This window comes from Vibrio orientalis CIP 102891 = ATCC 33934, assembly GCF_000176235.1.
In the GTDB taxonomy this organism is placed as follows: Bacteria; Pseudomonadota; Gammaproteobacteria; order Enterobacterales; family Vibrionaceae; genus Vibrio; species Vibrio orientalis.
Genome location: NZ_ACZV01000002.1, coordinates 1 through 26,397 on the forward strand (window position 1 = coordinate 1; position 26,397 = coordinate 26,397).

The 26,397-nt window shown below is 44.8% G+C and carries 27 protein-coding genes, 6 tRNA genes and 1 rRNA gene; 14 read left to right on the forward strand and 20 right to left on the reverse strand.

Going from position 1 to position 26,397, the window contains the following annotated elements; all coding sequences use genetic code 11:
- The first annotated feature begins 99 nt into the window (after window positions 1-99).
- From rrf to VIA_RS00825, 5 genes are all read left to right on the forward strand, one after another.
- A 5S ribosomal RNA gene (gene rrf / locus VIA_RS00805) occupies window positions 100-216 on the forward strand.
- Window positions 217-248: 32 nt separating this feature from the next.
- Window positions 249-325: transfer RNA gene (locus tag VIA_RS00810), tRNA-Asp, on the forward strand.
- A 289-nt stretch (window positions 326-614) separates the two neighbouring features.
- Window positions 615-1,742, forward strand: a complete 1,128-nt coding sequence (locus VIA_RS00815) for an FIST signal transduction protein (protein WP_004409798.1) — start codon at window positions 615-617, stop codon at window positions 1,740-1,742.
- Window position 1,743: 1 nt separating this feature from the next.
- Complete coding sequence (locus tag VIA_RS00820) at window positions 1,744-3,168, forward strand: GGDEF domain-containing protein (RefSeq protein ID WP_004409799.1); 1,425 nt, start codon at window positions 1,744-1,746, stop codon at window positions 3,166-3,168.
- 146 nt (window positions 3,169-3,314) lie between these two features.
- Window positions 3,315-3,998: a DedA family protein gene (locus VIA_RS00825; RefSeq protein ID WP_004409800.1), complete on the forward strand. Its 684-nt coding sequence runs from the start codon at window positions 3,315-3,317 to the stop codon at window positions 3,996-3,998.
- A gap of 81 nt (window positions 3,999-4,079) precedes the next feature.
- On the opposite strand, the gene VIA_RS00830 is transcribed toward VIA_RS00825, so the two are convergent.
- Window positions 4,080-5,390 carry a cation:proton antiporter gene (locus VIA_RS00830; protein ID WP_004409801.1) on the reverse strand — a complete coding sequence of 437 codons (1,311 nt, stop codon included), beginning with the start codon at window positions 5,388-5,390 and terminating at the stop codon, window positions 4,080-4,082.
- Between the two features lie 168 nt (window positions 5,391-5,558).
- On the opposite strand from VIA_RS00830, the gene metH reads away from it, so the two are divergent.
- Window positions 5,559-9,239, forward strand: a complete 3,681-nt coding sequence (gene metH / locus VIA_RS00835) for a methionine synthase (RefSeq protein WP_004409802.1) — start codon at window positions 5,559-5,561, stop codon at window positions 9,237-9,239.
- Between the two features lie 69 nt (window positions 9,240-9,308).
- On the opposite strand, the gene mgtE is transcribed toward metH, so the two are convergent.
- From mgtE to VIA_RS00895, 12 genes are all read right to left on the reverse strand, one after another.
- Window positions 9,309-10,664 (reverse strand): magnesium transporter, encoded by a 1,356-nt coding sequence (mgtE, locus tag VIA_RS00840; protein WP_004409804.1) that lies wholly within the window; start codon window positions 10,662-10,664, stop codon window positions 9,309-9,311.
- Window positions 10,665-10,776: 112 nt separating this feature from the next.
- On the reverse strand, window positions 10,777-11,055 hold the full coding sequence (locus VIA_RS00845; protein ID WP_004409805.1) for an HPr family phosphocarrier protein: 279 nt from the start codon (window positions 11,053-11,055) through the stop codon (window positions 10,777-10,779).
- A gap of 3 nt (window positions 11,056-11,058) precedes the next feature.
- Window positions 11,059-11,922 (reverse strand): RNase adapter RapZ, encoded by an 864-nt coding sequence (rapZ, locus tag VIA_RS00850; RefSeq protein WP_004409807.1) that lies wholly within the window; start codon window positions 11,920-11,922, stop codon window positions 11,059-11,061.
- The gene (gene ptsN, locus VIA_RS00855; protein WP_004416712.1) at window positions 11,922-12,368 is read right to left on the reverse strand and encodes a PTS IIA-like nitrogen regulatory protein PtsN; all 447 of its coding nucleotides are present in this window, start codon (window positions 12,366-12,368) and stop codon (window positions 11,922-11,924) included. The genes rapZ and ptsN overlap by 1 nt, the downstream gene beginning before the upstream one ends.
- Window positions 12,369-12,372: 4 nt before the next feature.
- Window positions 12,373-12,660 (reverse strand): ribosome hibernation promoting factor, encoded by a 288-nt coding sequence (hpf, locus tag VIA_RS00860; RefSeq protein WP_004409812.1) that lies wholly within the window; start codon window positions 12,658-12,660, stop codon window positions 12,373-12,375.
- A gap of 24 nt (window positions 12,661-12,684) precedes the next feature.
- Window positions 12,685-14,142 (reverse strand): RNA polymerase factor sigma-54, encoded by a 1,458-nt coding sequence (locus VIA_RS00865; protein WP_004409814.1) that lies wholly within the window; start codon window positions 14,140-14,142, stop codon window positions 12,685-12,687.
- Between the two features lie 50 nt (window positions 14,143-14,192).
- Window positions 14,193-14,918, reverse strand: coding sequence for an LPS export ABC transporter ATP-binding protein (gene lptB / locus VIA_RS00870; protein ID WP_004409816.1), 726 nt, complete (start codon window positions 14,916-14,918; stop codon window positions 14,193-14,195).
- 2 nt (window positions 14,919-14,920) lie between these two features.
- Window positions 14,921-15,418 (reverse strand): lipopolysaccharide transport periplasmic protein LptA, encoded by a 498-nt coding sequence (gene lptA / locus VIA_RS00875; protein WP_004409818.1) that lies wholly within the window; start codon window positions 15,416-15,418, stop codon window positions 14,921-14,923.
- Window positions 15,399-15,962 (reverse strand): LPS export ABC transporter periplasmic protein LptC, encoded by a 564-nt coding sequence (gene lptC / locus VIA_RS00880; RefSeq protein ID WP_004409821.1) that lies wholly within the window; start codon window positions 15,960-15,962, stop codon window positions 15,399-15,401. The genes lptA and lptC overlap by 20 nt, the downstream gene beginning before the upstream one ends.
- The gene (gene kdsC, locus VIA_RS00885; RefSeq protein WP_004409824.1) at window positions 15,959-16,516 is read right to left on the reverse strand and encodes a 3-deoxy-manno-octulosonate-8-phosphatase KdsC; all 558 of its coding nucleotides are present in this window, start codon (window positions 16,514-16,516) and stop codon (window positions 15,959-15,961) included. The genes lptC and kdsC overlap by 4 nt, the downstream gene beginning before the upstream one ends.
- Window positions 16,516-17,481: a KpsF/GutQ family sugar-phosphate isomerase gene (locus tag VIA_RS00890; protein ID WP_004409827.1), complete on the reverse strand. Its 966-nt coding sequence runs from the start codon at window positions 17,479-17,481 to the stop codon at window positions 16,516-16,518. Before VIA_RS00890 ends, kdsC begins: the two co-directional genes overlap by 1 nt.
- Before the next feature lie 18 nt (window positions 17,482-17,499).
- Complete coding sequence (locus VIA_RS00895) at window positions 17,500-18,465, reverse strand: calcium/sodium antiporter (protein WP_004409829.1); 966 nt, start codon at window positions 18,463-18,465, stop codon at window positions 17,500-17,502.
- A 244-nt stretch (window positions 18,466-18,709) separates the two neighbouring features.
- Between VIA_RS00895 and mlaF the strand changes: the two genes are divergently transcribed.
- From mlaF to VIA_RS00935, 8 genes are all read left to right on the forward strand, one after another.
- The gene (gene mlaF / locus VIA_RS00900) at window positions 18,710-19,507 is read left to right on the forward strand and encodes a phospholipid ABC transporter ATP-binding protein MlaF (protein WP_004409833.1); all 798 of its coding nucleotides are present in this window, start codon (window positions 18,710-18,712) and stop codon (window positions 19,505-19,507) included.
- Window positions 19,507-20,295 (forward strand): lipid asymmetry maintenance ABC transporter permease subunit MlaE, encoded by a 789-nt coding sequence (mlaE, locus tag VIA_RS00905; protein ID WP_004409835.1) that lies wholly within the window; start codon window positions 19,507-19,509, stop codon window positions 20,293-20,295. Before mlaF ends, mlaE begins: the two co-directional genes overlap by 1 nt.
- A gap of 20 nt (window positions 20,296-20,315) precedes the next feature.
- Window positions 20,316-20,798, forward strand: coding sequence for an outer membrane lipid asymmetry maintenance protein MlaD (gene mlaD / locus VIA_RS00910; protein WP_004409837.1), 483 nt, complete (start codon window positions 20,316-20,318; stop codon window positions 20,796-20,798).
- A gap of 11 nt (window positions 20,799-20,809) precedes the next feature.
- Entirely contained in the window at window positions 20,810-21,451 is a 642-nt protein-coding gene (locus tag VIA_RS00915) for an MlaC/ttg2D family ABC transporter substrate-binding protein (protein ID WP_004409838.1), read from the forward strand.
- Window positions 21,448-21,777: an STAS domain-containing protein gene (locus tag VIA_RS00920; protein WP_004409841.1), complete on the forward strand. Its 330-nt coding sequence runs from the start codon at window positions 21,448-21,450 to the stop codon at window positions 21,775-21,777. Before VIA_RS00915 ends, VIA_RS00920 begins: the two co-directional genes overlap by 4 nt.
- Complete coding sequence (ibaG, locus tag VIA_RS00925; protein ID WP_004409843.1) at window positions 21,770-22,024, forward strand: BolA family iron metabolism protein IbaG; 255 nt, start codon at window positions 21,770-21,772, stop codon at window positions 22,022-22,024. The genes VIA_RS00920 and ibaG overlap by 8 nt, the downstream gene beginning before the upstream one ends.
- A 9-nt stretch (window positions 22,025-22,033) precedes the next feature.
- The gene (murA, locus tag VIA_RS00930; protein ID WP_004409844.1) at window positions 22,034-23,293 is read left to right on the forward strand and encodes a UDP-N-acetylglucosamine 1-carboxyvinyltransferase; all 1,260 of its coding nucleotides are present in this window, start codon (window positions 22,034-22,036) and stop codon (window positions 23,291-23,293) included.
- 116 nt (window positions 23,294-23,409) lie between these two features.
- Window positions 23,410-24,150 carry a 1-acylglycerol-3-phosphate O-acyltransferase gene (locus tag VIA_RS00935; RefSeq protein ID WP_004409845.1) on the forward strand — a complete coding sequence of 247 codons (741 nt, stop codon included), beginning with the start codon at window positions 23,410-23,412 and terminating at the stop codon, window positions 24,148-24,150.
- A gap of 75 nt (window positions 24,151-24,225) precedes the next feature.
- Here VIA_RS00935 and VIA_RS00940 read toward each other — a convergent pair whose 3' ends face one another.
- The 7 genes from VIA_RS00940 to VIA_RS00970 form a co-directional block, all read right to left on the reverse strand.
- Complete coding sequence (locus VIA_RS00940; protein ID WP_004409846.1) at window positions 24,226-24,960, reverse strand: oxygen-binding di-iron domain-containing protein; 735 nt, start codon at window positions 24,958-24,960, stop codon at window positions 24,226-24,228.
- A complete protein-coding gene (locus tag VIA_RS00945) occupies window positions 24,938-25,567 on the reverse strand; it encodes a hypothetical protein (RefSeq protein ID WP_004409847.1) in 630 nt (209 codons plus the stop codon). The genes VIA_RS00940 and VIA_RS00945 overlap by 23 nt, the downstream gene beginning before the upstream one ends.
- Before the next feature lie 153 nt (window positions 25,568-25,720).
- Window positions 25,721-25,796, reverse strand: a tRNA-Asn gene (locus tag VIA_RS00950).
- Between the two features lie 35 nt (window positions 25,797-25,831).
- A tRNA-Thr gene (locus VIA_RS00955) sits at window positions 25,832-25,907 on the reverse strand.
- A 10-nt stretch (window positions 25,908-25,917) separates the two neighbouring features.
- Window positions 25,918-25,993 (reverse strand) — tRNA-Asn (locus tag VIA_RS00960).
- 21 nt (window positions 25,994-26,014) lie between these two features.
- Window positions 26,015-26,090: transfer RNA gene (locus VIA_RS00965), tRNA-Thr, on the reverse strand.
- A gap of 54 nt (window positions 26,091-26,144) precedes the next feature.
- Window positions 26,145-26,220, reverse strand: a tRNA-Phe gene (locus tag VIA_RS00970).
- Window positions 26,221-26,397: the final 177 nt, after the last annotated feature.

A 26,397-nucleotide genomic window follows, 5' to 3' on the forward strand; every position in this document is an offset into this window, starting at 1 on the left:
GAGGCTTAACCATACAACACCCAAAGGGTTTTGATGGACTCAATACAAGAATATTGAATGTGTTAAGAACTTAACAGCTTTCCGAATTTTAAGAATTTGCTTGGCGACCATAGCGATTTGGACCCACCTGATTTCCATGCCGAACTCAGAAGTGAAACGAATTAGCGCCGATGGTAGTGTGGGGTTTCCCCATGTGAGAGTAGGACATCGCCAGGCTTTAAATTTAGACTCTAGAGTCTAACCAGTGCGGAGCGGTAGTTCAGTTGGTTAGAATACCGGCCTGTCACGCCGGGGGTCGCGGGTTCGAGTCCCGTCCGCTCCGCCACTTATTCAGACAAAGCCCTAGCAGAAATGCTAGGGCTTTTTCGTCTGTATAGGGTTAATTTGGTCTGCGACCAACGAGTCCCGCTTGCCTGCAAGCCCAGCCATCTGCCACTTATTTAGAAAGCCTAGTCTTACGACTAGGCTTTCGTCGTTTATGAATGCATATTTTAGAAGCCCGTTGCTGACGCAACGGGCTTTTTGCATTTATTTGTAAATAGCCTCAACCGCATAATCTAAGGTGGCAAGTTAGGCAAAAACAGCTAACTTTAGTTTATGAGAGGGAGGCTAATATGAATACAGAGCAGTTAGTTTGGGATAGTGACAAGCCATTAGATCTCTCGTCAATTTCGATATCAGATAGCTCAAATACTTTGCTTATTGTCTATGGACCATTAACTAAAGACGCATCTCAAACTCTAAAAAATGACTTTTCTAAATCACACATCATTGGTTGCACAACAGCGGGGGAGATCTGTAATGATGGCGTATTAAATGACTCGCTGGTGATCACCTTTGTTCAGTTCGAAAAAACCGCTATCCGAAAATCAGTGCGGTATTTGTCTGAATACCAAGGCGCTTGTAAAGCGTTGGGGAGTGCCTTAGCCACCGATTTGCTACAGCCCGATCTTAGGCATGTATTTGTCCTTAGCGATGGACTTCAGGTAGATGGCACTTATCTTGTAGAAGGGCTTCGTAGTGTGTTGCCTCAACACGTTAAAGTCACCGGTGGGCTGGCGGGCGATTGCGTTAATTTTATTGAAACTAAAGTATATACCGAGAACATACAAGCATCAGGTTTAGTCGTTGCTATTGGCTTATACGGAGATGCACTACAAGTGAGTTATGGCTCTAGAGGAGGGTGGTGTGCTTTTGGTGTTGAACGTAAAGTAACTCGCTCTGAAGGAAATGTACTCTATGAGCTCGATGATCAGAATGCGTTAGAGATTTATCACAGCTATTTGGGTGATCTTTCAAATGAGCTGCCTTCAAGTGGGTTGAGGTTTCCTTTAGAGATATCAGATCCTGATAAAGGGACGAAGTTGGTGAGAACTTTACTAGCAACGGATGAAAAATTGGGAGCGATTACATTTGCAGGCAATATTCCACCGGGAGTTTCCGCCAAATTGATGCGAGCTAATGTTGACTCTCTGATTGATGGTGCTCAAGAGGCGGCGAAAGTGTGTCGTGACTATATAGACGATTCACCTCAAGTAGCTATTCTGATTAGTTGTGTTGGGCGTAAATTACTGTTGAAGCAACTAGCTGATGATGAAGTAGACGCGGTGCGAGAGGAGTTAGGTGATGAGACTATCCTGTGTGGCTTCTACTCTTATGGAGAAATTGCTCCTTTAGATAATCGTCATAACTCAGAATTACATAATCAGACCATGACTATCACTGCATTCTCGGAAAAGTAGTATGCATAGGTTACTTCAAAGGCAGTTAAGGCGAATTTATCCGGAAGGGATCCCCAATGATCCAGAATTCGCAAAGCTCATCGAGCTAGTTAATGAAGGCTACCAGAACTTTGATGAGCAGTTGATGATAACAGAACGCTCGTTGGATATAAGTTGCAATGAATTAACTCAGCGGAATCAAACGCTCAATCTTATTCTAGATTCATTGCCGGATATGAGTTTGTGGGTCGATACACAAGGAAATGTCAAAGATATTAGAAGTGGCAATTTTGAGCCACCACTGCTCACTTCTGCTGCGAATTTCTCAAAGATATTTGAGTTAGAAATTGTACGAAATTCGCCAGAGTTACGCTCGTTTATCAATGACTACCAACATAGTGGTAATAAAAGTGCTGACCTCAACATCAATTGTTCAGGGACGGACTATATTATGCGTGTTCGGCTGACGAATATCACCGTAAATAGCTGGTTGCTGGTTTTTAGGGATATCTACCTACGTAAGAAACTTGAAGAGCTACAATCTCAGCGGCTAGAGAACTCGAAGCGCACGACTAAGCAACTACAAGGGCTAGTTAATGCCGCTCCTATTGGGATAATTATCTGTAACCCTCAACTTGATATTATCATGGTTAATGAGTTTAGCTGTCAGTTACTGAACCGATCTAAAGCAGAAGTGGTCAATCGACACCCTAGTGAGTTTATAGCTTCGCATAGTCATGAATTATTCAGGTCTCGATTATGCCAAACGACTTCGCAAATCGAGGGTAGTTCAACCGCGTCATGTGATTTGATGTTGTTACTTCCAGATGGGCGATTCAGACAGGTAGAGTTTGCATTTAGTCTGCTATCTTTTGATGATCAGCCACTGGTTATCATGTCTATTACAGATATTGAAGAGCGTAAAAACTTAGAACATAAACTGCGCGAATTAGCCGCCACTGATGCTCTGACTGGAGCATTTAATCGTCGTAGCTTTTACGAGCAAACTGAGCGCGCGATAAGTACTTGCTCGCGCTGGAAAGCACCTCTTACGGTTATTTTGCTCGATATCGACCACTTTAAGCAGGTCAATGATCAGTATGGACATGCAGCTGGTGATGAAGTCCTTATTGCCTTGGTCAAACATATTCAGCAATCCACACGAAATATGGATGTGGTTGGTCGCTTAGGCGGAGAAGAGTTTGGTTTGGTTCTGCCTAATACTGATAGTGTTTTAGGTTTCGAAATTGCTGAACGTTTACGCCAGGAAGTTGAAGCTATGGAAATCTACTATGACATTCAGGCGCTAAAAATCACCGTTAGTTTAGGCATGGCGACTTTACCTCACACTCAACTCTCAACACCTTTCGATGAAGTGTTGGCACGTGTTGATAGTTATCTTTATGAGGCCAAGCATCAAGGTCGAAATTGCATTGTCAGAAAGTAAATCGAGGTGTGGAAATTTCAACTTTTCAAACTATTGAGTACGTTTTATTTTTATCAATCTTAACGATAGCGTATTGAATTTGTACTTCCGAATTAACGACGCTACAACAAAGGGATACTGACGACCAAAATGATAAGGATAGGCGTATGTTGGACTCTATGTTCTCGGTGCTTTTCGCTTTATGGAACCAAGACTTTTCGATTTTACAAAGCCCCGGAAGTGCAGCGCTAATCTATAGTATTGTTGCAGTACTGATTTTCCTCGAAAGTGGCTTTATACCTGCAGCCCCATTCCCTTGCGATAGCGTGGTTGTACTATCCGGTACATTGGCTGCGGTAGGGATCCTTAACCCTATTGCAATATTACTCTTAATCTGTGTATGTGCAGCTCTAGGTAGTTGGGCGGGATATTTACAAGGGACGTGGTTGAATCGTTTACCCAGAGTTCAAGGGTGGGTGAAGGCCGTTCCTGCAAATCGAATGGCTCAAGTGGACACTCTTCTTGCTAAGCATGGGCTTGTTGCTCTCTTTAGCGCGCGCTTTATTCCTGTTGTTCGTTCATTGCTTCCGTTGATGATGGGTATGCGTGCAAGTAAGGTGAATAAGTTCCATTACTTCTCTTGGCTAAGTGCGATTCTCTGGACATTACTGTTGTGTTCTTTTGGGATGTTACTGCCTTTACTACCTGAAACCATGAGTAAATATATTACGGCAGGGCTTATGGCGGCGCCTGTTATTACGCTATGCCTAGCCATTACTAGCTTTGTGATTATTAAAATTAGAAAGGCGAATACTAAGCAGGTCGTTAAAGTCGAAGTGGTACAAAAGTAATGACAGACTAAGCTGGTTTAGCGTTTTTACGATATAAGAAAGGTAGCCAATCTAAGCTACCTTTCTTACATGTTCTGAGAGTTATGACTCTTGCTCTGCGGTGCTACTTTCTGAATCCATCTCTTTTTGCGCGAGCTTAGCTTTTTCGATCATTGGGGTAATGGTTGACCCTTGAACGAGGATGGAGAATACGACAACAGAGTAGGTCATTACCAAAATGATTTCTTTTACGTCGATGAGCTTATCCTGGATGACCCAAATACCAGAAGGAATTGAGAGCGCCATTGCTAATGCAAGACCACCACGTAGCCCGCCCCAAGTTAAGATCTTAACAGACCAAGGGTTATACTTACGGTAGCGCTTAAACCCGATGTAGGATAAGAAAACACTCAGATAACGGGACGCGAGTACCAGTGGAATAGAGAACGCCATCAAAATCCAGTCTTCTTTGTGGAATTCGAACAGTAGCATCGACATACCGATAAGCAGGAATAGTACGCCATTAAGGAATTCATCGACGAGCTCCCAGAAGTGATCTAGATGGTCTTCACTCTCTTTCGAGAAACCGATGAAGCGAGTCCAGTTACCGATCATAATGCCCGATACCACCATAGCGAGTGGGCCTGATACGTGCAGCACTTCTGCGAATGCATAACCTGCGGTAGGAATACCAATAGTGAGTAGCAGTTCCATTGAGTGGTCATCGGTGGCACTAATTAAATAGTGGAATACAAGACCTAAGACAAAACCATAGGCAATGCCACCAAGGGCTTCTTGGGCGAACAACATGGTAACACTGCCAACTGTTGGAGCCTCGGTGCCAAATGCGATGGTGAAGATAGTGACAAAGATAACTAAACCAAAGCCATCATTGAATAAAGATTCGCCTTCAATTTGAGTAGAAATGCGTTTTGGCGCATCGAGCTTTTTAACAATGGCTAAAACTGCAATTGGGTCAGTTGGTGAAATCAATGCACCAAACAGTAAGCAGTAGACTAAGTCAAACTGAATGCCGATAAGTTGGCAGAACCAGTAGAGTACGAAGCCAATAAAGAAAGTAGAAAATAGCGTTGCGGCTAATGCCAAAACGGTGATTTCCCATTTTTGATCTTTCAGGTTCGGCAGTTTGATACCTAAACCACCAGCAAATAGTAAGAAGCCTAAAATGCCTTTGAGCAAAAAGTCTTCAAAATTGATGCTTGCAACAGTATTAGAGGCAATCTCCGTTAACTGAAACCAGTCGTTCTGGCCTGCAATTAGAATTAATAGGGAAAGCATCATCGACCCAGCAGTAATTGCAATGGTGGTTTGCATTTTACCTATCTTACTGTTTACAAACGCAATCAACATAGCCGCTGCAGATAGAAAGCAAAGCGTGTAATAGACTGACATTAAACTCTTACCATGTAACAAAATGTGAATAGGAATTTTCTGCCTAGTTCGCTCAAATAGCAAACATTATTTGTCAGTTTAAAGTCATCAATTTCCTTATTTAGACGTCTAGACTCCTTTTTAATGTGTGATAGGATGGAACGATAACTAAAGGAATGAGGCTGTACTGTGGGAAGTAATGTAAGGCAACAGATTGAAGCTCAACTAAAGCAACGTATTCTTTTGATTGATGGTGGTATGGGCACCATGATTCAAGATTACAAACTGGAAGAGCATGATTATCGTAGTGAGCGTTTTGCTGATTGGCATTGCGACTTGAAAGGTAACAATGACCTTTTAGTGCTTTCTCAACCAAAGCTGATTAAAGATATCCATCTTGAGTATCTAGAAGCTGGCGCAGATATTCTTGAAACCAACACATTTAACGCGACCACTATCGCGATGGCTGACTATGACATGGAAAGCCTCAGTGAAGAGATTAACTTTGCAGCCGCTAAGTTAGCTCGTCAAGCCGCTGATGAGTGGACTGCGAAAACACCAGATAAGCCTCGTTACGTTGCTGGCGTGCTTGGCCCTACTAACCGCACATGTTCGATCTCTCCTGATGTTAACGATCCGGGCTATCGTAATGTTAGCTTTGATGAGCTTGTGACGGCTTATTCTGAGTCGACACGAGCACTGATCAAAGGTGGCTCAGACCTTATTCTTATCGAGACTATCTTTGATACGCTTAACGCTAAGGCATGTGCCTTTGCTGTTGACTCGGTATTCGAAGAGTTAGGCATTGCTCTTCCGGTTATGATTTCAGGTACGATTACTGACGCATCGGGTCGTACTCTCTCTGGTCAAACGACAGAAGCATTCTATAACTCTCTACGCCACGTGCAGCCAATTTCATTTGGTCTTAACTGTGCTCTTGGCCCAGATGAGCTTCGTCCTTATGTCGAAGAACTATCTCGTATTTCTGAATCATTTGTCTCCGCGCACCCTAATGCCGGTTTACCAAATGCGTTTGGCGAATATGACTTATCTCCTCAAGACATGGCTATTCACGTTAAAGAGTGGGCTGAAAGTGGTTTCTTAAACCTTATTGGTGGTTGTTGTGGTACCACCCCAGAACATATTCGCCACATGGCCGAAGCTGTTAAAGATGTTATCCCTCGTGTTTTGCCTGAATTGACCGTCGCTTGTCGCCTATCGGGCCTAGAACCACTTACCATTGAAAAAGAAAGCTTGTTCATTAACGTAGGTGAACGTACCAACGTGACAGGCTCAGCGCGCTTTAAGCGATTAATTAAAGAAGAGTTATATGATGAAGCGTTAGATGTCGCTCGTCAGCAAGTTGAAAATGGTGCCCAGATCATCGATATCAACATGGATGAAGGCATGCTTGATGCAGAAGCGTGTATGGTGCGCTTCCTTAATCTTTGTGCTTCAGAGCCTGAGATATCCAAAGTGCCAATCATGGTTGACTCTTCTAAATGGGAAGTGATTGAAGCGGGCTTAAAATGTATCCAAGGTAAAGGCATCGTTAACTCAATCTCCTTAAAGGAAGGTAAAGAGAAATTCGTTGAGCAAGCTAAGTTGATTCGTCGTTATGGCGCTGCGGTTATCGTGATGGCCTTCGATGAAGTTGGGCAGGCTGAAACTCGTGAACGTAAGCTACAAATTTGTACTAACGCCTATAACATTTTGGTTGATGAAGTTGGTTTTCCGCCAGAAGACGTCATTTTTGACCCAAATATCTTTGCCGTTGCGACGGGTATTGAAGAGCACAATAACTACGCAGTGGATTTCATTGAGGCAGTCGCTGATATCAAACGTGATTTGCCACATGCGATGATTTCCGGTGGTGTTTCTAACGTTTCGTTCTCATTCCGCGGCAACAACTACGTGCGTGAGGCGATTCATGCTGTGTTCTTGTATCACTGTTTCAAGAATGGCATGGACATGGGTATTGTTAACGCTGGTCAGCTTGAAATCTACGATAACGTGCCAGATAAGCTGCGCGAAGCGGTAGAGGATGTGGTTCTAAACCGTCGTGATGATTCGACAGAACGACTGCTTGATATCGCTGCGGAGTATGCAGGCAAAGGCGTCGGTAAAGAAGAAGACGCCTCTGCACTTGAGTGGCGTACATGGCCAGTAGAGAAACGTCTTGAACATGCTCTTGTGAAAGGCATCACCGAGTTCATTGTTGATGACACGGAAGAGGCGCGTGTTAATGCATCTAAGCCACTAGAGGTGATTGAAGGGCCTCTAATGGATGGTATGAACGTTGTTGGTGACCTGTTTGGTGAAGGTAAGATGTTCTTACCGCAAGTTGTGAAATCTGCGCGGGTAATGAAGCAGGCGGTTGCTCACTTAGAACCTTATATCAACAAAGAAAAACAAGCTGGATCTTCAAACGGCAAAATCTTATTAGCGACAGTAAAAGGTGATGTGCACGATATTGGTAAAAATATCGTTGGTGTTGTTCTGCAATGTAACAACTACGAGATTATCGACCTTGGTGTGATGGTGCCATGTGAGAAGATCCTTAAGGTCGCCAAAGAAGAGAACGTCGATATCATTGGCTTATCTGGTTTGATTACCCCATCACTGGATGAAATGGTGCATGTTGCCAAAGAGATGGAGCGCCTTGATTTTGATTTGCCCTTGTTGATTGGTGGTGCAACGACATCGAAAGCGCATACTGCAGTAAAAATTGAACAGAACTACAGTAAACCCGTTGTGTATGTAAACAATGCTTCGCGTGCCGTAGGTGTGTGTACTTCGTTGTTATCTGATGAGTTGCGCCCTGCATTTGTTGAGAAGCTCGATGTAGATTATGAACGTGTACGTGATCAGCATAACCGTAAGAAGCCTCGTACTAAGCCAGTGACGTTAGAGCAAGCCCGTGCCAACAAGGTCGATATTGACTGGGATAACTACACTCCCCCAGTACCGGTTAAGCCGGGTGTACATGTGTTTGATGATTTTGATATCGCGACACTGCGTAACTATATCGACTGGACTCCATTCTTTATGACTTGGTCGCTGGTGGGCAAATATCCGAAGATCTTTGAGCATGAGGAAGTGGGTGAAGAAGCTAAGCGCCTGTTTAATGATGCTAATGAGTTGCTAGACCGAGTTGAGAAAGAAGGCTTAATGCAAGCGCGAGGCATGTGTGCACTCTTCCCAGCAGCAAGTGTTGGCGATGATATTGAAGTCTACACTGATGAGTCTCGCACTGAAGTGGCTAAACTATTGTGTAATCTACGTCAGCAAACTGAAAAGCCGAAAGGATTCAACTATTGCTTATCTGATTACATTGCACCGAAAGAGTCGGGTAAGAAGGATTGGATTGGTGCTTTTGCCGTGACTGGTGGTATTAACGAGCGTGAGTTAGCGGATGAGTACAAAGCCCAAGGTGATGACTACAACGCGATTATGATTCAGGCAGTTGCCGATCGATTAGCGGAAGCATTTGCTGAGTGTTTGCATGAGCGTGTGCGCAAAGAAATCTGGGGCTATGCCGCCGATGAGAACTTGTCGAACGATGAGCTGATTCGAGAAAAGTACCAAGGTATTCGTCCAGCTCCAGGTTATCCAGCCTGTCCAGAGCACACTGAGAAAGGTCCTTTGTGGGAGCTAATGAAGGTTGAAGAAACCATTGGCATGACACTCACATCAAGCTACGCAATGTATCCAGGTGCGTCTGTATCGGGTTGGTATTTCTCACACCCTGACTCGCGTTACTTCGCGATCGCTCAGATCCAGCAGGATCAAGTCAAGAGTTACGCTGATCGTAAAGGTTGGGATATGCTTGAAGCTGAGAAGTGGTTGGGGCCAAACATTAACGGCTAGTTACTAACTTATGGATAAAATAAAAGCGCAGTTATCACGACTGCGCTTTTTTGTATCAGCTAATTAGCGTTAGATTAGAATGGTTGCTAAACCTAAGAACACCGATAGACCAATCACATCGGTCACGGTGGTTAGCGCCATACCGCCAGCAAGGGCAGGGTCGATATTCATCTTCTTTAACAGAATTGGGATAGTTACCCCTGCGATGCCCGCGACGAGTAGGTTGGTTAGCATGGCTGCAGAAATAATCCCACCTAGCATCCAATTGCCTTTCCAAGCCACGACAATACCGCCAATGATCAATGCCCACATGATGCCGTTGAGTAAGCCGATTGCTGCTTCTTTCATTAGTAGTTCGCGCTTGTTGGAGTCACCGATATGCCCCAGCGCTAGGCCACGAATGACAAGTGCAACGGTCTGGTTACCCGCAACACCACCCATTGATGGAACTATGGTCATTAATACCGCGATGGCAGCCATTTGATCCAAGGTGGCTTCAAACATATTGGATACAGAGGCTGCGGCTAGCGCTGCAAGTACGTTGGCACCTAACCAGATACTACGTTTACGTGCAGATTTAACCACAGGTGCGAAAGTGTCTTCGTCATCATCCATACCCGCCATACTCATCATTGAGTGTTCGGCATCTTCACGGATAACATCAACTACATCGTCGATGGTGATACGACCAACAAGGTGCTGGTTTTCATCAATGACTGGCGCGGATACCCAGTTACGACGCTCAAACAGGCTAGCGATATCGGAGTCCATCATCGTAACTTCGATCGCTTCGTCAGCATCTTCCATCACTTCACTCACTTCAATGTCAGGTTGAGTGGTGATAAGTGTGGTGATTGGCAGCTGACCGATGAGGCGATTTTCTTCATCAATCACGTAGAGGGCGTCAGTCGCCTCTGGCAGCTCGCCCTTCATACGTAGGTAACGTAGAACAACATCAACATCAACATCACCACGAATGGTGATGACGTCGGTGTTCATTAGGCCACCGGCGGTATCTTCCGGGTAAGAGAGGGCAGTTTCGACCAGTAAGCGTTCTGCCGCATCCATCTGCGATAGAACTTCGCGGGAAACGTCATCAGGAAGACTACGTAGTACGTAGGCCACATCATCGGTTTCCATGCCTTCAGTCGCTTCGGCGAGCATCTCGGGTGCCATTTTTGACACCAGATCATCTTTCACATCCTCATTCAATTCATCGAGGATCTCACCATAATCTTCAGGATCGGTAAGTTGCCAAAGTACTTCACGACTCTTACGTGGCGAGGCTTCTAACAGATGGGCAATATCTTCTGGTTCCATGTCCTGTAATTGGCGACGGACATGGACAAAACGGCCATTTTCTAATGCTTCTGTGACTTCTTGGAGGGCTTGGTGAGCTTGGTCGAATTCTATTTGCTCTGCCATTGGTTCCCCCTGACTCTATAAGCTTACAATGCTAAGGATAGTAACTTAATTTTAGAATGGATTTAATAAGTTAATGTTAAGGAAGGCAATTTAATCAGTTGATAGGCAAGTATTATTCATCTTCGTCGAATTTATCTTCAATAAGATGACACACCGCTTCTAAGGCTGGATGAGCATCACTGCCTTCGGCGCTGATAGTAACGTGCTCACCTTGAGCGGATTCAAGCATCAAGAGTCCCATGACACTGTCGGCGGTCGCTTCTTTGCCTTCGTGATTCTGAATGGTGAGAATCGCATCGAATGATTGAGCTAACTCAACAAGTTTTACAGCAGCACGAGCATGAAGCCCTAAACGGTTTTGGATTAGAACTGTACGACTTTGCTGCTGCATAAATTATTCCTTATGATTTTTCTCTAATGATGCATGGCGAATTTGCACTTGATGGCCCATTTCAGCAAAGTATTCGCCAATCTGCTGAGTGAGATAGACTGAGCGGTGTTTTCCACCGGTACAGCCAATCGCTACAGTCAGGTAGCTGCGATTGTTTTTCTCAAGTAAAGGTAACCAATTCTCAATGAATTTTTGAATTTGCTGCTTGAGATCCATCACTTCTTGGTGGCTTTCCAAGAAAGACTTGATAGGCGCATCGAGACCAGTCAATGGACGCAAATCAGGTTCCCAATGAGGATTTGGCAAAAAGCGTACGTCAAAGACGTAATCAGCATCACTCGGCAGGCCATACTTAAAGCCAAATGATTGGAATACCATCACCAAATCTTTACGTTCTCGGCCTTCGATACGCATGCGAACCGTTTCACTTAGATCGTGCAGTGACTGGTGGCTACTATCAATCACCAAATCTGCATTCTCTTTTAGGGGGGAGAGGATGCATCGTTCTTTAGCAATCGCTTGTTCAAGAGAAGTATTTTCGAGGCTTAACGTCAGTGGGTGGATACGACGCGTTTCACTATAGCGTTTGAGCAGAGTCTCTTTATTGGCATCTAAAAACAGCACACTGACATCAGAGCCCTGTTTTAGCTTAGTGAGAACATCTTCGACTAAGTTCGGCTCAGCAGGCAAGTTGCGAATATCAATACTGACCGCGACATTCTGCTTACTTGATTGCACCGACTGGACAAAGGCCTCAAGCATATCGACAGGAAGGTTATCGACACAGTAGTAACCAAGGTCTTCGAGCACTCGCAGCGCGACGCTTTTTCCTGCACCTGAGTAACCGCTTACGACGATAAGACGCATTATTGGCTAACCATGATGTCGTAAAGTTCTTGATCGGACTGAGCTTTACGAAGCTGTTTTAAGACCTGCTTATCGTTAAGTCGTTCTGCCATACTTGAAAGAGTTTTTAAGTGTTCTTTGCACTGTGCGTCTGGCACTAGCAAAGCAAAAAGTAGGTCAACAGGACGGTTATCGATCGCATCAAATTCCACGGGTGACTCGCATTGAAGCAAAACTGCTATCGCTTTGTCACTTGAGTGCATACGAGCATGGGGAATGGCAATTCCATTTCCAATGCCAGTACTACCCATTTTTTCACGGCTGAGCATACATTCAAACAGTTCGGTAGAATTTTGCCCTGTTTGCTCAGCAACTAGTTCACTGATCATTTCAAGGGCTCGTTTTTTACTAGTACATTGGACTGCACTTTTCGTGCAGTCCAATGTTAGGATTTCGCTTAGTTGCATGGTGTTAGTGGGCGTTTAGCTTTTCTTTGTGCTTATTGAGTTGTCGAACAAGTTTGTCGACCAGAGAATCTATTGCTGCATACATGTTTTCATCATCAGATGAAGCATGAATCTCAGCTTGGTTTACATGAAGGGTAGCTTCTGCGATTTGACGGAGTTTTTCAACTTTTAATACCACATGAATACTGTTGATATGGTCAAAAAAGCGCTCAAGCTTTTGAAACTTTTCGTTTACGTAGTCTTGCATTGAATCGGTTAGATCAACGTGATGGCCGGTAAGATTGATTTGCATAGACTTTCCTTCTCGGTTGTTGGCCTAAAGCAGGCGTTTGCGCTGACTTGAAGGAGCGATACCTAATGATTCACGGTACTTCGCTATTGTTCTTCTAGCGACCTGAATTCCTTGGTCAGCAAGTAGAGCTGCAATTTTGCTATCACTCAGAGGCTTGGCGCTATTCTCTGCAGCGACCAGCTTCTTAATCAGTGCGCGAATTGCAGTGGATGAGCACTCCCCACCATTGTCAGTACTGACGTGGCTAGAAAAGAAGTACTTCAGTTCAAAAATACCACGCGGAGTGTGCATATACTTCTGTGTGGTAACCCTTGATATGGTCGACTCATGCATATCGACGGCTAATGCAACGTCATTGAGCACCATTGGTTTCATCGCTTCTTCACCATACTCAAAGAAATCACGCTGATGTTCAACAATACACTTAGCAACTTTGAGCAGTGTCTCGTTTCTACTTTCTAAGCTTTTAATTAACCATTTTGCTTCTTGCAAATTGCTGCGAATGTACTGGCTGTCTGGACTACTGCCTTTGCCTAGCGCGGCATACTGCTGGTTAACTTTAAGTCTTGGAATGGAATCTGGGTTAATTGTGACAACCCATTTACCGTGATCTTTAAATACAGACACATCAGGAATAACATACTCTGCATGCTCTGAAGCTATGCGGCTTCCCGGTCTAGGGTCAAGTTGCTGAATCAGTTTTAGAACTTCGCGTAACTCAGCTTCTTTAAGCTTAGTTTCCTTGATAATCAGCTTGTAGTCGCGATTACCGAGCTGGTCAATATGATTGGAAAGCACTAACTTGGCTTCTGCTAACCATGGTGTATCTTCAGGGTAAGTGACCAGTTGTAGTAGCAAGCAATCTTGCAAGTTGACGGATGCCACACCGAGTGGGTCAAATTGTTGAATACGTTTACGAACCGCTTCGATCTCTTCGATTTCAATCTCTTCGTTATCAAAGCTTTCGAGAATATCTTGAGTTGAGACAGTCAGATAACCGTAGTCATCAATCGCATCAATCAAAGTGAGTGCAATCGTTCGGTCTGTCTCACTAAATGGAGTCAGATCAAGTTGCCAGATCAAGTAATCGTATAGAGATTGAGTGGTTTCACCTTGATAAACAGGCGTGTCATCATCTAGGGCTATGCCAGTACTACCTGTGTTGGCACTGTAGACATCATCCCAGGTGGTATCGATCTCTAAGTCGTTACTGATTTCTGATTTTTCAATCAGTTCTGAGCTGTCTTTCACCTCAGGTTCAGCAACTTCAACGGTTGGCTCTTTTTCCTCATTGTGGCTGCTGTCTTCTGAAGAGGACTCATCACTGGTTTCTTCAACCTCTAGCAGAGGGTTTGAATCCAAAGCTTCTTGAATTTCTTGTTGAAGATCTAGCGTTGACAGTTGCAACAAACGAATCGCTTGCTGCAATTGAGGAGTCATCGCTAACTGCTGTCCTAGCTTGAGTTGTAATGAGGGTTTCATTCAGTATTGTTTGCCTTAATGCTGGAGAATCTTACCGTTCTTCCCTTTAATCATAGACGGAATTGTTCGCCTAGATAAACTTGTTTTACTTGTTCGTTATTTAGCACTTGGTCTGGCGTGCCTTCTGCAATCAGGTGTCCTTGGCTCACGATGTAAGCTTTTTCACACACATCCAGTGTTTCACGAACGTTGTGGTCAGTGATAAGAACACCAAGACCTCGGTCTCTCAAATGTTCGATGATCTTCTTGATGTCGATAACCGAAATAGGGTCAACGCCAGCGAACGGCTCATCGAGGAGGATGAACTGTGGATTAGCTGCCAACGCACGAGCAATTTCAACACGACGCCTTTCACCACCTGATAATGCCATACCCGCACTAGCGCGAATGTGCTGAATGTGGAATTCTTCCAACAAATCTTCCAGCTTATCTTGGCGCTCTTCACGGGTCATTTCTTCGCGTGTTTCTAGTACTGCCATGATGTTGTCTTCAACCGAGAGTTTGCGGAAGATCGACGCCTCTTGAGGCAGGTAGCCAATACCCATACGAGAGCGGCTGTGCATAGGTAAGATACTGATATCTTTATCGTCAATGGTAATTGAACCCTGATCACGAGCGACAAGGCCGACTATCATATAGAAAGAGGTCGTCTTACCTGCACCGTTAGGGCCTAGGAGGCCAACGATTTGCCCAGATTCTACCTGAAGGCTTACATCGGTAACTACAGTGCGATTACCGTAGGTTTTCGCTAAATGCTCAGCTTTGAGTATGGCCATAATTATTCTTGTACTGCTTGTGGTTGAAGAACGGTAGAAACGCGGTCGCCTTTCTCTTTACCGTCTGCAATCAGCTTTTGAGATGAAATTTTGTAGCGAATTTTGGTACCGCGGATCACACTATCATCTTGCGACAGCATGGCTTTGTCGATCATAGTCAACTGATCTTCAGCCATCACGTAGTAAAGCTCTTTCGCTTCACCATATAGGGTCTTTCCATCATCCGTTAGCTGAGAGAACGTCGCCAAATCACCATAACCTTCAATTTCTTGGATAGATCCATCTTTTGGATCTCGAGTTACGATGACTTTGTCCGCATTAATATTGATACTGCCTTGCTTTAGCTTAACGTCACCAAGAAACGTGACCTTATTGCTTTGCATATCTAGCTGCTGGCTATCAGAGTCAATATAGACCGGTTGGTCTTGATCTGTTGATAGCGCTAGCGCTTGGCTAGAGATAAATAAACAAGAAATCAGACTAAGGTGTGAGAGTTTCATATCTACCTTGTACATGTTTGTATAGGGTGGCGTGATTATCAGCAAAGTTGCCGTTCATTGCTTGCCCTACCGTTTCAAATTGTGGACCAACCAAGGTTACTTGATTGTCTGCCCAAAAATCTCGACTGTCCAACTGGATGTTCATTACCTCAGTGGACATAGTGTCAAACCCTGAGTCGGGTAATAAGTTTGTCGCGAGGACATCCTCATATAAGGTCAAAACATGTTCTTGGGTCAATACGCCACGAACAGCTGTGATTTCCCACTCTTGGGTTGTGCCTTCCTTATACACTTTAAGGACAGGCTGTTGGAATATGGTATCACCGCTCTTTGCGTAGTGATCGAGTGTGACAGATGTAATGACGTAGCTACGAATACCGTCTTCAGTGTAAGAGGTGTTCTCTAGTTTTTCGCCACTAAACATTGGGAGTTCTGTATCTGGTTCAACCTGAATATCATAACTCTGCTGCTTGTCTAAAAGATAGTAAGCAGACCAGCATATTATGAAACTCACGATGATATAGCCAATACGAGAAAGACTCATATACTTAAACCTTTATGAACGTCGAGTTCGTTTCGTGCTTGAAGAATGAGGTCGCAGACTTCCCTTACTGCTCCGTGACCACCTCGGATGGAGGTGACGTAATTTGCTCGTTTCGCGAGGAGAGGGTGACCGTCGGCAACGCAGACTTTTAGTGCCACTTTCTCCATTACTGGCCAATCGATAAGATCGTCGCCAATATAACCTGTTTGTTCTGGAGCGATATTTAATTTGCTACAGATATCTTGGTACGCTTTGATTTTATCGTCCTGGCCTTGGTAAATCAGCGAAATACCCAGTGCTTTCATGCGATTCTCAACAATCTGAGAACGACGACCAGTGATGATGGCAATCTCAATTCCAGCATTCATGAGTGACTTAACGCCATAACCATCACGGGTGTGGAAAGTCTTTAGCTCTTCGCCTTGATTTCCCATGTAGATCAAACCGTCAGAGAAAACGCCATCAACATCGCAAATGAGCAGTTTAATCTGTTTGGCAATCGCGAGGGTCGATGGTTCCACTGGTTGATACAGCGTTTCAATCATTTCTGACATTACATCACTCCAGCTTTTAATAAATCGTGCATGTTGAGCGCTCCAACCACTTTGCCTTGGTCACAAAGAATCAAACCGTTGATGCTTTTGTCTTGCATTAAGTTAAGGCCTTCAGCCGCGAGCATATTGGGTTCAGCAACGGTGGGATTCACGGTCATTACATCGCCAATTAGAGCGCTATGAATATCGATTCTCTTATCAAGGATACGCCTTAAATCACCATCAGTGAAGATACCAACAAGTTGCTGGTGGTCATCGACAACGGCAGTCATACCGAGCCCTTTTTGACTAATTTCAAGTAAGGCGTCACGCACCACAGTTGTTGGTGTCACTAATGGCAGTGCACTACCTGTATGCATGATATCAGCAAGTTTAAGCAGCAGTTTGCGCCCTAATGCGCCACCAGGGTGCGATAGAGCAAAGTCTTCTGAGGTAAAACCGCGCGCTTGCATCAAGGCCATAGCAAGCGCATCACCCATTACCAGTGTTGCAGTTGTGCTCGATGTCGGCGCTAACTGAATCGGGCATGCTTCTTTCGGCACCGTTATTTGCAGATGAATATCTGACAGTTTTGCCATGTTCGAATTTGGCTTACCTGTCATGCTGATGATTTTGATATTGAGGCGTTTCAAAACAGGAAACAAAGCTAAGATTTCTCCTGACTCACCCGAATTAGAAATCGCCAGAACAATATCGCCAGGATCAATCATTCCGAGATCGCCATGCGCGGCTTCACCAGGATGAACGAAAAAAGATGAAGTGCCGGTGCTGGCTAGAGTCGCTGCAATCTTATTGCCGATATGACCGGATTTACCCATCCCCATCACAACCACTTTGCCATCTTTGTTGGCAATGATTGACTCACATGCGGCGACGAAGTCTTGATTTAGGTATTGGTCTAGTTGCTCTAAAGCCTCAATTTCTGTTTCTAGAACTTCTAACGCAGCAGAACGATAATCAAACATAGAGAACTCCCGAGACTGTTAAGCGGTCATGTTCAAAATTAGGTAAGCTTGGTAGCCGATAAAGCAGAAGAATAGGGCTGCACCTTCGTAACGGTTAATGCTACGGGATTTACCTAGCGCCATTGCAACTAGCAGTAGTGACACACCTAGCATGACCCAGAAGTCACGGCCCATTGCATATTCACTTAGGATTGACGGGTTAAGAATGCCTGGGATACCCATTACGGCGAGAATGTTGAATACGTTGGAGCCGATAATATTACCCACTGCCATATCATCTTCACCTTTCATTACGCCGGCTAGCGAGGCTGCAAGCTCAGGTAGGCTAGTACCCACCGCGATAATGGTTAAGCCAATAACGAGGTCACTCATGCCGAAATGCTGAGCAATGATCACTGCATTATCGACCAAAACGTCAGCAGCTAAAGGTAATACGATAAGACCAATCACCACCCACATTGCTGCTTTGCCGTTGCTCACACCTTCTGGAACTTCGGATTCTTGCTCTTCAATTAATGCATCGCCGTTTTTCTTCTCGTTGCGGCTAATGCGGAGCATGGCAAGAATAAAGGCAGCAAACAGGACAAATAGTAGAACACCTTCGTAGAAACCTAAGTGGCTGTCCCAAAGTAGGACACCTGCAAGAATGGTCACGCCAATCATCAGTGGCAATTCGCGGCGTAGTACTGCCGAGCTAATTGACAGTGGCTTAATCATTGCGGTGATACCAAGGATTAAAGCAATGTTGGCGATGTTTGAACCCAGTACGTTACCGACCGCTGTATCTGTTTTGCCATCTAGGGCTGCGGTAGCTGAAACCATCATTTCAGGAGCAGAAGAACCCATTGCAAGAATAGTCATACCGATAACTAGTGGTGAAATACCGATATTGCGGGCTAGAGCAGCAGCGCCAAATACCAGCTTATCTGCACTCCAAACCAAAAAAACTAATCCAATAATGAGAAACGCAACGGCTTCGAACATGATGATTCCTAATCAATATACAACGAGAGAATTTAACCGTTAATTTTGACGGTTTGGTTTATAAAAGGGAAGCGCTACCTTCAAATTAATTGTTAACTATAACTACGATTAGAAGAGTTTAAGTGTGAGCAGCTATCATTGTTACTAATATTAAACTCACTCACATTTAATCGAACAGTGCTTTAAATTATGTATGAATGTGCTTATGATTGCCCATTCCTTAAGGAGTGACGAAGAGTTGAACATGGAATTCGAAGATTTAGTAACGGTAAAACAGCTAACCTTCTCTCGTGGTGAGCGTAAGATCTTTGATGATGTGAACCTACACGTGCCAAAAGGTAAGGTAACAGCGATTATGGGCCCGTCAGGCATAGGTAAAACGACCTTGCTGCGCCTTATCGGTGGCCAGATTTACCCTGATTCAGGAGAGATATGGTTCGATGGCCACAATATCCCTGCATTAAGTCGCTCCAAGCTCTATCAAGAGCGCAAAAAGATGAGCATGTTGTTCCAGTCTGGAGCACTGTTCACGGATCTCACCGTATTTGATAACGTTGCTTTCCCCCTGCGTGAACATACGCAACTTGAAGAGTCTTTAATCCGAACGTTAGTGTTACTTAAGCTTGAAGCCGTTGGTCTACGTGGTGCAGCTGAGCTGATGCCAAGCGAGCTCTCTGGTGGTATGGCAAGGCGTGCGGCCCTAGCAAGAGCAATTGCCCTTGATCCTGACCTAATCATGTTTGATGAACCTTTTGTTGGTCAGGACCCGATTACAATGGGGGTCCTAGTGGAGCTGATTCGCAACCTCAATCAAGCATTAGGCGTCACCTCTATTGTCGTTTCTCATGATGTGCCTGAAGTGATGAGCATTGCAGATTGGTGCTACATTCTGGCCAATGGCAAAGTTGTTGCGTGCGGCACACCAGAGGAGCTACGTGATAACCCAGATCCTCAAGTACAACAATTTCTTAAAGGGGAAGCAGATGGCCCAGTACCATTTAGCTACCCATCTCAACCTTTAGCCAAGGAGCTTTTCTCATAATGGCAGGTTTTGCTAATTTCGTTGCTTCTGTAGGTCAAAGAAGCATGGCTATCTGTGAATCATTTGGCCGTGCCAGCTTGATGTTGTTTGGCGCTATCGCTAGTCGACCTCAACCGATTAAGAATCTGCCATTGCTGATAAAGCAGCTATACAGCGTCGGTGTCCAATCGCTGATTATTATTGTGCTATCGGGCTTATTTATCGGCATGGTTCTGAGCCTGCAAGGCTATGTCATCTTAGTCGATTTTGGCGCTGAAGGTGCCTTAGGTCAAATGGTCGCGTTATCTTTACTTCGTGAACTTGGCCCTGTGGTCACGGCGCTGTTATTTGCGGGCCGGGCTGGTTCAGCATTAACCGCCGAGATTGGCTTAATGAAAGCGACAGAGCAGCTTTCTAGTATGGAAATGATGGCAGTAGATCCACTTAAAAGGGTGATCGCTCCACGCTTTTGGGCCGGTGTGATTTCTATGCCGATGCTGGCGATGATTTTTATGGCCGTCGGTATTTGGGGTGGACAATTGGTTGGTGTGGATTGGAAAGGAATCGATCACGGCAGCTTTTGGTCTGCGATGCAGGCTTCGGTGGAACTAGGGCAAGACATCGGTAACAGTATGATCAAAAGCGTAGTGTTTGCGATTACGGTGACTTGGATTGCGTTATTCAACGGTTACGATGCTATCCCAACTTCGGAAGGGATCAGCCGAGCGACAACACGTACAGTTGTCCACTCTTCATTGGCTGTACTTGGGCTAGACTTCGTACTAACCGCCTTGATGTTTGGTAATTAAATGATGTTTGGGAATTAATCATGCAACAAACTCGAAAGATTGAATTATGGGTTGGTAGCTTTGTTATCGCAGGAATTTGCGCAATTCTGGTGATGATTTTTCAAGTTGCTGACGTGAAAGGACTGGGTTCCAACGATACTTATACGCTCAAAGCGGAATTTGACAATATCGGTAGCTTGAAAGTTCGCTCACCAGTGAAAGTTGGTGGTGTTGTGATTGGTCGCGTGACCAATATAGGCTTAGATAGTGAGTCCTTACTACCAGTGGTTAGTATGGCGATTAATAGCACTTATAATCAGTTTCCAGAGACCTCTAGTGTAAAGATCCTGACATCTGGCCTCATCGGCGAGCAGTACATCGGTTTAACTCCAGGCTTTGTGTTTGAAGATGAGCAAATGCTGGTGGAAGGTGATTTCATTGAAGATACCAAGTCGGCGCTGGTGCTAGAAGATTTGATTGGTCAGGTCTTGTATAGCGTTGGTGGCGATTCAGAGAGCGAGTAAGGAGCAGCAATATGTTTAAAAAGTTAGTACTTACTTTGTTCTCATTGTTGTTGACGTTTCAAGTTGCAGCGAATGAAATCGACAAAACACAGCCATACCAGATGATGAAGCAAGTCTCTGAAGTAGCGTTTGCGCGATTAAAGGCTGAACAGGAACAAATTCACCAAGATCCTGAACATCTAAAAATGATTGTTGATGAAGAGCTTATGCCGTACATCAATGAAAAATATGCCGCTCTTAAGCTTCTTGGTCCTAACTTAAAAGGTGCTAAGCGTGAAGATGTCGCCACATTTATTGTAGCGTTTCGTTCCTATCTGGTGAGTTCATACGCGCAGGTTCTGACGCAATATACCGATCAGACTATCGAATTTGGCCCAGAGCCAAAACTTAACCCTAAGAAAAGTATTACTGGGGTTAAAGTCGACATTGTTGATGCGCCTAGACCTAATATCAAGTTAGAGTTTAAGCTGCGCAAAGATAAGAAAAGTGGCGAATGGCAAGTATTCGACATGAGTGCTGAAGGTATTAGCTTGTTGTCGAGTAAACAATCTGAGTGGAACGGTAAACTGCGCCAAGAGGGAATTTTGGCGGTCGCTAAAGAACTCGAAGGGCTTGCCCAGCAACCGATTCGCTTTGAGAGCAAAACACAATGATAAACCCAGACTGGCGTACTAACGGCGCAGCTGAGTTTGCATTGAGTGGCGATCTAAACCGAGAGTCAGTGCCTAAATTGTGGAGCTCGTTAAAACAGCAACAATGGCCCGGCAGTGAGGTTGAGGTTTCGCTTCAGCAGTTAAAAAAAATCGACTCAGCAGGAATGGTGATGTTAATTCACCTAATAGAGCATGCAAAAAAACAAAACTGTCATATAATGCTCAGTTTCGTGCCGGATGAACTGCGCACACTATTTCAGTTAAGCAATGTCGATGAGTTGATTGCTCAACATTTAAAGAATAATACAGGGGTGAATTGTGGATAGCGCAAAAGTACAACAGATTTTAAACGACGCTTTGAAATTAGAAGAACTACACGTTAAAGGTGAAGGTAGCCATTACGAAGTAGTAGCTGTTGATGCTTGTTTCGATGGAATGAGTCGCGTTAAAAAACAACAACTAATCTACGCACCACTAATGGAATACATCCAAAGAAATGACATCCATGCAGTTTCAATTAAAGCTTACACTCCGGATGAGTGGGCGCGTGATAAGAAACTGATGTCGCTGTAAGGTTTAATAATGGAAAAGTTTCGAGTTACAGGTTCTGATCAGCCATTAGTTGGTGAAGTCACTATCTCAGGTGCAAAGAATGCTGCACTACCAATTTTATTTGCATCGATTCTGGCTGAAGAGCCAGTAGAGGTGACAAACGTACCACGTTTACGCGACATCGATACAACGATGGAGCTACTAGAGCGCTTAGGTGCAAAAGTAGAGCGTAATGGTTCTGTTCATGTCGACCCAAGCAGTATTAATGAGTACTGCGCGCCATATGACCTAGTGAAGACGATGCGTGCATCTATCTGGGCTCTTGGTCCACTGGTTGCTCGTTTTGGTCAAGGCCAAGTCTCACTACCTGGTGGTTGTGCTATCGGTGCTCGTCCAGTGGACTTACATATTCACGGTCTTGAGCAGTTGGGTGCAACAATTACCCTTGAAGATGGTTACGTGAAAGCGAATGTTGATGGTCGTCTAAAGGGCGCTCACATTGTTATGGACAAAGTGAGTGTCGGCGCAACCATCACGATTATGTGTGCTGCTACGTTAGCGGAAGGCACAACGGTACTGGATAACTCAGCGCGTGAACCAGAGATCGTTGATACTGCAGACTTCCTAAACAAATTAGGAGCCAAGATTTCAGGTGCTGGTACTGATACCATCACTATTGAAGGTGTTGAGCGTCTAAGCGGTGGTACTCACGCTGTGGTTGCTGACCGCATTGAAACAGGTACTTTCCTTGTTGCTGCTGCGGTATCTGGCGGTAAAGTGACATGTCGTAATACGAAAGCTCACTTGCTTGAAGCGGTTCTGGCTAAGCTTGAAGAAGCGGGCGCGAAAGTAGAAACGGGTGAAGACTGGATTTCGCTTGATATGACAGGTCGTGAGCTCAAAGCGGTGACAGTGCGTACTGCGCCACACCCTGGTTTCCCAACGGATATGCAGGCTCAATTCACGCTACTTAACCTAATGGCCAAAGGTGGCGGTGTCATTACCGAAACTATCTTTGAAAACCGCTTTATGCACGTGCCTGAGCTGATGCGTATGGGCGCTAAAGCAGAGATTGAAGGAAATACGGTTATCTGTGGCGACGTTGACGAACTGAGCGGCGCACAAGTTATGGCAACTGACCTTCGTGCCTCAGCAAGTCTCGTTATCGCGGGCTGTATTGCTCAAGGTGAAACCATTGTTGATCGTATCTACCATATCGACCGCGGTTACGACAAAATTGAAGACAAGCTATCGGCGCTAGGTGCGAAAATCGAGCGTTTTCAAGACTAATTTAGTTTTGAGCTAACATTTGTAAGCCGAAACGTAAGTTTCGGCTTTTTTATGAACGATAGATCAGTTAGAGTCTGGTCAACTTATTTTTACTCCCAGAACTCTTGGAGAATACAATGATTGCACTATTACGTGTATTAGCTGTTGTTATTTTTGCAGTCGTAATGTTTGTGTTTGGCTGTGGCTATTGTTTGCTGAGCCCACGTAACCCTAAGCATGTTTTTACCTTTGGCCGCTTGTTCGGCAAGATGTCACGAGTGTTTGGTATTAAACTGGAACTCCGTTTGCCAGAGGACGCATATCAGCGAGGTCAGCATATCTATATTGCTAACCACCAAAACAACTGGGACCTGTTTACCGTTTCTTCTGCAGTGACCCCTAAGGTGGTGACGGTTGGCAAAAAGAGCTTAGCTTGGATGCCGCTATTTGGTCAGCTTTACTGGCTGACAGGTAATATTCTGATTGACCGAGCGAACCGCTCTAAAGCAAAAGGCACGATTGATCAGGTTGTTGATCAAATGAAGCAAAGTGATGTATCGGTATGGATGTTCCCAGAAGGTACACGTTCACGTGGTCGTGGTTTACTGCCGTTTAAGACCGGGGCATTCCATGCTGCTATCGCCGCTCAGCTACCAATCGCTCCAATTGTATGTAGCTCTACTGCTGGTATTAAACTCAATCGATGGAACAACGGCCATGTGATTGTTGAAATGCTTCCTGCAGTGAGTACAGAAGGTTATGGTAAAGAAAGCGTTCGTGAGTTAGCAAACGAGTGTCGCGAGCAAATGAAAGCCAAGCTAGAAGCGTTAGACCATGAAGTCGCAATGCTTAATCAGCAAGAAGGCGTTAAAGCTTAGCCTCAACATTGAGTCTGAAAAATCTAGGCCAGTAGAGTTATCTCTACTGGCTTTTTTTATACCAAGGTTTCGTCATTAGGATACCGCGATTCCTACATCTAGCTCATCCAGCCAATCTAAGAAGCGAGTCACGTCTTCGCCTTTAAATATGCCACCATGTTGAGGGCATATCATGTCGATATCTAACCTTCTCACTCTTTCTATCCAAACTTTCTTGGCCGCATTTGATGGCATCCAACGCCGATGAAAATATTCCATCTTTGGAATGTGTTGTTCAAAGTCATCGACGAACAATGGTGCGTCGGGTGCATCTAAGGCCGCACCGATGTCACCAGACATTAGGATTTTAGCTTTGCTATCGTAGACTGAAAAATTCCCTGATGAGTGCATATAGTGGGCCGGAATAAATTCTATATCGTCTCCTGCAAGGGAAAGGGTTCCACCCTCATCTTTAATTGGGGAGAAGGTGATGGAGTCCATGCCAAAGTGACGTATAAAGCCCTCCCACAACCACGGAGAGTATAGAGTAGCGCTCGGCAATGCCTTGTCCCACAATCCAAGTGAAGAAATGATGTCAGGGTCTTGATGAGAGGCAAATAAGTACTTGATATGTTCTATAGGGACCTCTTTGACCACACTACTCAGCATCGAGGAGAACATTTCGATACCGCCAGGATCGAGCAAGATGGCTTGCTGGCGATTGACGATCATATATTGATTGGTATCGATGATTTTTTCTGGTTTGAGAGGATCGCGGGCAAACATGACCCAGCGGTGGTCTCCTTGGCTAAATAGCACTTTTGATTTCATGACGTTCCTTATCAAAGAGCGAAAACAATTGGAGTGATTGGAGCACGTGCTCGCGTATAGCTTCTGCGGCCTGCTGAACATTCTGCGCAATGGTGTTGAGCTGACCTTTAAACTGTTCTTCAACCTGAGAGGCTTCCACGCTGAGTAAGGTTGAGATAATGAGTGCCACTCGCAGTTCATCATACAGGCTGTTTAGCATGCTACTGAGCTCATCACTGCCTTGAGAGAACGATTGGTCTAGACGTAGGGTTTCTTGCTGACAGCGGCTACGAGCAGCATCTAAGCTATGGATGAATCTGGCCTCCTGCGAGCGATGATAAACCGCTTCAAAATGCCTTAAGACCGAGTGGGAGCGCACACTAGAGGTGGCAATATGACTGAGATGTTGCGCTTTGGTATTAATGGAGTTTGATACTTCTAACGTGAGGCTAACTAATTCGTCAATCGAGTCGGTGATGGGATGAAAGCCAGCAGCACTGCCTCCAGCGCGCAGAGCGAGCGCACGGGCATTACTTGCAACCAACTTAAGTTGCTTAGCAACAATGACTCCACGATTGAGTTCAGCCGCAACTTCGGCCGCCACGACGAACAATTGCTTCCTAGCCATGAAGGTATCCTTATTAAAGTTATGGATTAACTATAGGAAACAGGTTGCGTTTTTAGCAAATAGAAAAAGACGCTAGATACTTAGCTAAGAGAGGGAAGGTGAACAGTATTTAGATATAAAAAAAGCCAAGTCTTTCGACTTGGCTTCAAAAAGTGGCTCCTCCTGCTGGGCTCGAACCAGCGACCTGCGGATTAACAGTCCGTCGCTCTACCAACTGAGCTAAGGAGGAATTATTCTTTTTATTATCTTTCTAAGAAGAAAGAATGGTGCCGACTACCGGAATCGAACTGGTGACCTACTGATTACAAGTCAGTTGCTCTACCTACTGAGCTAAGTCGGCACACTAAATGTGGCTCCTCCTGCTGGGCTCGAACCAGCGACCTGCGGATTAACAGTCCGTCGCTCTACCAACTGAGCTAAGGAGGAATTGACCATTGAGAAAAGAAATGGTGCCGACTACCGGAATCGAACTGGTGACCTACTGATTACAAGTCAGTTGCTCTACCTACTGAGCTAAGTCGGCGCACTTTATTTCTTTTCATGTTGTTGTCTTGTTTAGACACCAACAAATAAATTGTGGTGCCCGGAGGCGGAATCGAACCACCGACACGAGGATTTTCAATCCTCTGCTCTACCGACTGAGCTATCCGGGCGACGAGGTGTATTAAAAGGCTTTTCGTTCTTTAGGTCAACATTAAAATGCAAAAAAAATATCGTTTGTTGTTTTTCTATACTTAATGGGCTGTTTTTATCCATTTTGAGTAAGAAATGTATAGTGGGCAACAGGGGATATGCGATGGAAAAGGCGTAATAGTCCGGTTCAAGCAAGA